The sequence below is a fragment of the Ideonella sp. P3_A4 genome (genome assembly GCF_056403075.1).
Genome location: NZ_JBFUGE010000362.1, coordinates 1 through 6,215 on the forward strand (window position 1 = coordinate 1; position 6,215 = coordinate 6,215).

The window sequence follows — 6,215 nt, forward strand, 5'->3', positions numbered from 1 at the left end:
CGCTGACCAAAACGATGGTGGCCGCGGCCACCAGACAAGCGGAGGCCCGCCCCGAAAGACTGCGCATTGGTTTCTCCTCTTGCTCCACCCCTTGCCTTGCACCGACGCAACGGCCATGGCAAGGCCCTCAAGCCTCGGCAATCCCTGTCGACGCGCCCCCGCGATGCAGCCTGGTCGCATCAAGCTTGAAAGCGCTGTCAGATACAGTGGATGTTAGGAAGAATCGCCATGCAGAGCCCGACCTCTTACCCGCCGACACAACCTACACAGGCGACTAACCGCCGCGCGGCAATGGACGATCGAACTGCGGCAAATGCGTACCGGTGCCATGCACCCGTCGCCCATCAGCGCTCTGCGTCAAGCACCACGCCGCAACCTGGCAAGGCGGGGTCGGTTACCTAAGTCACCCCGCCTGCGGCACATCGCTGCTTATTCTCGGCAAGAGAGTAGGAGCAGTCAGGTGACCTTTCTCGGGATAGCGCGTGGATGGTGGCGTGGGTGGTGGTTCAGCTCGGCCTGTTTGGCCGCGGTGCTGGCGGTGGGCTGCGCCAGTACGCCCAAGCCCACCAAGGTGACTGGCAAGGTCGAAGCCTCGGCGTCGATCAACCCGAGCGCCAGCCAGCGGCCCTCGCCGTTGATGTTGCGGGTCTACGAGTTGAAGTCGCCGACGGCCTTCAACAGCGCCGACTTCATGTCGCTGTACCAGCGTGACCAGGCCGAACTCGCCGCCGACCTCGTCGCCCGCGAGGAGATGACGCTCGCCCCCGGTGACTCAAAGCCCTGGGCCAAGATGCTGTCGCCCGACACCAAGTTCATCGGTGTGGTCGCGGCCTACCGTGACCTGGAGCATGCGCGCTGGCGCGCCATCGCCCCGGTCGAACCCGGCAAGGCGCAGAAGGTCTTGATCCACGCCGACGCGCTGGCGGTCACCGTCACGGTCTCGCGGTGAAGCCAACATGAGCTGGCGCAGCAAAGTCGTCTGGACGCAGGGCATGTTCCTGCTGCCCCACCACTTCCAGCAAGAAGCTCGTTATGTCGAGCACCTGGTTGAGATGCGGCTGCGCGCCACGGGGCCGCATGCGTGGGGCTTCTCGACGCTGGCGCTCGACGAGAGCCTGCTCGAACTCGGCCGCATCGGCCTGACGCGCGCCAGCGGCGTACTGCCCGACGGCACGCCGTTCCTGCTGCCGCAGATCGACGCGCTGCCGGCCCCGTTCGAGGTGCCGGCCGACATGAAGGGCGAGCTGGTGGTGCTGGCCGCGCCGCTGGCCCGCGAAGGGCAGACCGAGGTCAGCTTCGACGGCAACGCCGCCGCCGACATGGCCCGCTACCAGGTCAACGACGAAACCCTGCGTGACCACACCAGCGCCAACGACGAGCCCGAGCCCATCCAGACCGGTGCCCTGCGCCTGCGCCTGATGCGCGCGCGTGACGCCACCGACGGCTACGCCACGCTCGGCATCGCCCGCGTGGCCGAGCGCCGCGGCGACCACCAGGTGGTGCTCGACCGCGCCTATGTTGCCCCGCAAACGCGGCTCGATGCGAGCGCGCAGCTCTCAGCCATGGCCTCGCTGCTGCACGGCCTGATCCAGCAGCGCGCGCAGATGCTGGCCGGCCGCATGGGCCAGCTGAGCCACGGCGTGTCCGAGATGGCGGACTTCCTGATGCTGCAGTCGCTGAACCGCGCCTCGCCGGTCTTCCAGCAGCATGCCAACGCGCCGCACGGCCACCCGCGCGAGCTGCACCTGGCCTGCCTGCAACTGGCCGGCGACCTGGCCACTTTCTCGACCACCAACCGCCACCCGCCCGACTACCCGCTGTACCAGCACGACGACCTGCAGCACAGCTTCGCGCCCTTGTTGGTCGACCTGCGCCGCATGCTGTCGACGGTGCTCGAACGCAACGCGCAGCAGATCGAGCTGACCGACCGCAGCCACGGGGTGCGCACCGCGGTGATACCCGACCCCGAGCTGGCGCGCCACGCCAATTTCGTGATCGCAGTCAACGCGCAGATGCCAGCCGAGCAACTGCGCTCGCGCTTCCCGGCGCAATCGAAGCTGGGGCCTGTCGACCGCATCCGCGACCTCGTCAACCTGCAGCTGCCGGGCGTCAACCTGCGCTCGCTGCCAGTGGCGCCGCGGCAACTGCCCTTCCACGCTGGCTACCACTACTTCGAGCTCGACCGCGGCGGCGAGCTCTGGAAGCAGCTCGAACGCAACGGCAGCCTGGCGCTGCACGTGGCGGGCGATTTCCCCGGGCTCGAACTTGAGCTGTGGGCCATCCGTCAATAAAGACGCACGGAGCCGCGATGGAACCCTCGGCACTCAACGACCCGTTCGCGCAGCTGGACGACCAGCGCACCTTCATCCGGCCGAACCCGGGTGGCCGCTCGCCCACGGTGCCGATGCCGCCTGTCGACACCACGCGCGACACCAGCCACGCCGCTGACGGCGCGTTGCCCGAGCAGGGCCTGAACCCGCTGGTGGCGCTGGCCAACAAGCTGCTGATGGCCGTGCCGCCGCTGCGCACCACACGCCATGTCGACGACGCCGTCGCGCTGCGCAATGCGCTGGCGCAGGGCATCCGCGAGTTCGCGGCGCAGGCCGCGGCCGCTGGCATCCCCGGCGAGCGGGTGATGGCAGCGCGCTACGTGCTGTGCACGATGATCGACGAGGCCGCGGCGGACACGCCTTGGGGTGGCTCCGGCGAATGGGCTCGCAACAGCCTGCTGGCGATGTTCCACAACGAGACCTGGGGCGGCGAGAAGGTCTTCCAGCTGATGGCGCGGCTGGCCGAGAAGCCCGAGGCCAACCTCGACCTGCTGGAGTTGATCTACTGCGCGCTGGTGCTCGGCTTCGAAGGCCGCTACCGCGTGATCGACAACGGCCGCGCGCAGATCGAGGCGGTGCGCGACAGGCTCGCGCAGATCATCAAGCAGCAGCGTGGTGACCATGCGCCGGCGCTGGCCCAGCACTGGCAGGGTGAGCCGGCACGCCAGCGCCGCTTCGGCAGCTGGTTGCCACTGGCCGCCACGGCCGCTGTCGCAGCACTCGTGCTCAGCGGCGTGTACCTGGCCTTAACGCTGTCGCTGGGCGAACGCTCCGACCCGGTGTTCGACGAGATCCAGGCGCTGCGCCTGTCGCCGCCGGTCACGGTGGCGCCACCGGTCATGGCCAAGCCGCGGCTGGCGCAATTCCTTCAGTCCGACATCAAGGCCAACCTGGTGACCGTGCGCGACGAGGTCGACCGCAGCGTCGTCACGATCCGCGGCGACGGCCTGTTCGCCTCGGGCAGCGCCACGCTGATGCCCGAGCGTGAAGCGCTGATGACCCGCATCGCCGACGCGCTGGCCAAGGTCAGCGGACCGATCCTCGTCACCGGCCACACCGACAAGACCCCCGTGCGCACCGTCCGCTTCCCGTCGAACTGGCATTTGTCTGAAGAACGGGCGCAATCGGTGAAGCTGCTGCTGCAGGCACATGCCGTCTCGGCCGACCGCATTCGCGCCGAAGGCCGGGCCGACAGCGAGCCCGTGGCGCCGGACAAAGACCCAGTGCAGCGTGCGCAGAACCGCCGCGTCGAGGTGACGCTCTTCGTCGGCCGCAGCGGTGAGCCGGTCGCGCAAGCTGCTCCTTCGGCATCCGCCCCCGGGGGTGCGCGATGAAGCGCGTGCTGGGTTGGATCTTCAACCGCTGGGTGCTCGCGGCCGTGGTGCTGCTGGCGCTGGCACTGGTGATCCACATCGTCGGACCGATGGTGGCGATCGCCGACTGGCGGCCGCTGGAAAGCGAACGTGCACGCTGGATCACGATCGGCGTGCTGGTGGCCGTCGTGCTGGTGTGGATGCTGTTGGCCCGCTGGCGCGCACAGCGCGGCAACCAGGCGGTGGTCAACCAGCTGATCGCAGCACCGAAGAATGGCGCCGAGCAAGCCGCCGAATCGCCCGACATGGCGGCCGTGCGCGAGCGCTTCGAGAAGGCGCTTTTGACGTTACGTCGTGCACGCTTCGGCGCCGGCGGCATTCTCTCCGGCTGGTCGGCCAAGCTCGGTGGCCGTTACCTCTATGAGCTGCCGTGGTACCTGATCATCGGCGCGCCCGGCTCGGGCAAGACCACCGCGCTGCGCCACAGCGGGCTGAACTTTCCGCTCGCTGATGCGACCGGAACGCAAACCGCGATCCACGGGGTTGGCGGCACCCGAAACTGCGACTGGTGGTTCACCGACCGCGCGGTGTTGATCGACACCGCCGGCCGCTTCACCACGCAAGACAGCGACCGCGAGAACGACCGCGCCACCTGGAGCGGCTTCCTGCGCCTGCTCAAGCGCTCGCGCCCGCGCCAGCCCGTCAACGGCGTGCTGGTGACCGTGTCGGTGACTGATCTGCTGACGCGCAGCCCCGCCGAACGCGCGCAACACGCCGCCACGGTGCGCCAGCGCGTGCAAGAGCTGCACGAAGACCTGGGCATCCGCTTCCCGATCTATCTGCTGGTCACCAAGAGCGATCTGCTGGCCGGCTTCATGGACTACTTCGCCACGGTCGACAAAGACCAGCGCGCAACGCCGTGGGGCTTCACCTTCCCGATGCAGGCCGGCGGGAAGGCGGGCCTGCAAGCCTTTGGCCTCGAGTTCGACGCATTGCGCCAGCGCCTGACCGACGGCCTGATCGACCGCCTGCAGACCGAGCGCGACCCGCAGCGCCGCGCCCGCATCTACGGCTTCCCGACCCAGTTCGCCGGCCTGCGGCCGATGCTGCAGGAGTTCGCCAACGCCGTCTTCTCGCCCTCGCCTTACGAGGCCGACCCGCTGCTGCGCGGCGTCTACTTCGTCAGCGGCACGCAAGAAGGCACGCCGATCGACCGTGTGCTGGGCGCCGTGGCGCGCAGCTACCGGCTTGAGCGTGCAGTGATCGCGCCCAACCAGGCCAGCGGCAAGAGCTACTTCCTCAACCGGCTGCTGGGCGAGGTGGTCTTCGCCGAAGCGGGCATCGCCGGCACCAACCCGAAGTGGGAACGCCGTCGCACGCTGCTGACCGCCGCGGGCTACGMCGCCGTCGGCGTGCTCAGCATCGGCCTCGTGGCACTGTGGAGCACCAGCTACGTCAACAACCGGCGTTATGTGGCTGATGTGGCGTCGCGTACGGACGACGTGCGCAAGCTGCTGCAGACCACGCCCAACCGCGCGACGGCCGACATCCTGCCGGTCGTTCCAGCGCTCGATGCCACGCGCGGCCTGGCCGGCCAGTTGGACGACGTGCCCTGGTCGCTAGGCTACGGCCTGTTCCAGGGCCAGAAGCTCGACAGTGCGTCGCGTGCCGCCTACCAGCGCATGCTGGCCGATGCCGTGCTGCCCCGCCTGGCGCTGCGCATCGAAGAGCAACTGCGCCAGTCCGACGACGCGCCGGAAACGCAGTACGAGGCGCTCAAGGCCTACCTGATGCTGCACGACCCCGAGCATTTCGATGCCGAGACCTTGCAGCGGCACATCGAGGCCGATCTGGACAACCAGCGCCGCGAGCTGACACCGGACCAGCGCGCCCAGCTGTCAACCCACCTCGGCGCGCTGCTGTCGCAAGGCGCGGTGGTCTCGCCGATCGCGAGCGACAAAGACATCGTCAACGCCAGCCGCATGCACCTGGCCAGCCTCACGCTGCCGCAGCGCATCTACAACCGCATGCGCTACCGCGGCCTGGGCCAGGAGTTCCCCGAGTTCAACGCCGTGCGCGCCGCGGGCAACAACGCCGCGCTGGTCTTCACCCGCACCAGCGGCGCCCCGCTGACCCAGGGCGTTCCAGGCCTGTACACCCGCGACGGCTACCACCGCGGCTTCGAGCGCCACGTCGACGACGTGGCCGAAGAACTGACGCGTGAGCAAGGTTGGGTGCTGGGTGTCGCCGAACCCACTCAGAACGTGGCCACCGTCGTGCGCGGCGGCCGTACCCCGGCCGACGACGCCCGCCGCCTGTACCTGGACGACTACGCGGCAACGTGGGAGGCCTACATCGCCGACATCCGCCTGCAGCCCATGACCAGCCTGGCCCAGTCGGTGCAGATGTCGCGTTTGCTCTCGGCGCCAGACAGCCCGCTGCCGCTGCTGATGAAGGCCATCTCGCGCGAGACCACGCTGGCCGGTGGTGACTCGGTGGTCGACAAGGCCAGCGACAAGGCCGCCGGCGTGGTGCGCCAGTCACGCGACCGCATCGCCGACCTGCTCTCGGC

At 68.9% G+C, this 6,215-nt stretch carries 4 protein-coding genes; all 4 read left to right on the forward strand.

The features are described from left to right. The first annotated feature begins 460 nt into the window (after nucleotides 1-460). On the forward strand, nucleotides 461-949 hold the full coding sequence (gene tssJ / locus AC1DYI_RS24050) for a type VI secretion system lipoprotein TssJ (protein ID WP_477206660.1): 489 nt from the start codon (nucleotides 461-463) through the stop codon (nucleotides 947-949). A 7-nt stretch (nucleotides 950-956) separates the two neighbouring features. After that, nucleotides 957-2,291 carry a type VI secretion system baseplate subunit TssK gene (gene tssK, locus AC1DYI_RS24055; RefSeq protein WP_477206661.1) on the forward strand — a complete coding sequence of 445 codons (1,335 nt, stop codon included), beginning with the start codon at nucleotides 957-959 and terminating at the stop codon, nucleotides 2,289-2,291. 17 nt (nucleotides 2,292-2,308) lie between these two features. Further along, nucleotides 2,309-3,664, forward strand: a complete 1,356-nt coding sequence (locus AC1DYI_RS24060) for a DotU family type VI secretion system protein (RefSeq protein ID WP_477206662.1) — start codon at nucleotides 2,309-2,311, stop codon at nucleotides 3,662-3,664. Then, on the forward strand, nucleotides 3,661-6,215 hold a 2,555-nt coding region (gene tssM, locus AC1DYI_RS24065; protein ID WP_477206663.1), incomplete at its 3' end, for a type VI secretion system membrane subunit TssM. The genes AC1DYI_RS24060 and tssM, both read left to right, overlap by 4 nt.

Coding starts and splice junctions, on each gene's coding strand:
- tssK (WP_477206661.1), top strand. CDS start 957: ATGAGCTGGCGCAGCAAAGTCGTCTGGACGCAGGGCATGTTCCTGCTG.
- AC1DYI_RS24060 (WP_477206662.1), top strand. CDS start 2,309: ATGGAACCCTCGGCACTCAACGACCCGTTCGCGCAGCTGGACGACCAG.